This window comes from Curtobacterium sp. B18, from assembly GCF_000333375.1.
In the GTDB taxonomy this organism is placed as follows: Bacteria; Actinomycetota; Actinomycetes; order Actinomycetales; family Microbacteriaceae; genus Curtobacterium.
Genome location: NZ_BACZ01000259.1, coordinates 1 through 642, shown reverse-complemented (window position 1 = coordinate 642; position 642 = coordinate 1). Strand labels below are relative to the sequence as shown.

The following is a 642-nucleotide window of genomic DNA, read 5'->3' as shown; positions in this document are numbered from 1 at the left end:
AATTCCGATCTCATTTCCTTTGGCTTCAGGATAGGTCGGGCAGCGTTGGGTCCTGGCCACGGGTGCGCATGATCGTGCTCCTGTCGTTGAGGACCCGGCTAGGCTGGCGGGGTTGCCTTACTGGTTAGCAGAATGAATCACCGATACGCGAGCGAACGTGAAGCGACTGCTGCTGCAAAACGTCTGCGACCTGAGCAACAACATGAATGGTCTTCGGTTTCCGTGTTTCGTAAAGTCTGGAAACGCGGAAGTCAGCGCCCTGCACCATTATGTTCCGGATCTGCATCGCAGGATGCTGCTGGCTACCCTGTGGAACACCTACATCTGTATTAACGAAGCGCTGGCATTGACCCTGAGTGATTTTTCTCTGGTCCCGCCGCATCCATACCGCCAGTTGTTTACCCTCACAACGTTCCAGTAACCGGGCATGTTCATCATCAGTAACCCGTATCGTGAGCATCCTCTCTCGTTTCATCGGTATCATTACCCCCATGAACAGAAATCCCCCTTACACGGAGGCATCAGTGACCAAACAGGAAAAAACCGCCCTTAACATGGCCCGCTTTATCAGAAGCCAGACATTAACGCTTCTGGAGAAACTCAACGAGCTGGACGCGGATGAACAGGCAGACATCTGTGAAT

Annotated in this window: 2 protein-coding genes; both read left to right on the top strand. The window is 52.8% G+C overall.

The features are described from left to right. Window positions 1-157 precede the first annotated feature (157 nt). Complete coding sequence (locus tag I5E_RS27320) at window positions 158-421, top strand: tyrosine-type recombinase/integrase (protein ID WP_003660253.1); 264 nt, start codon at window positions 158-160, stop codon at window positions 419-421. A gap of 31 nt (window positions 422-452) precedes the next feature. Further along, a partial coding sequence (locus I5E_RS27315; protein WP_441294323.1) for a Rop family plasmid primer RNA-binding protein occupies window positions 453-642 on the top strand: 190 nt, incomplete at its 3' end.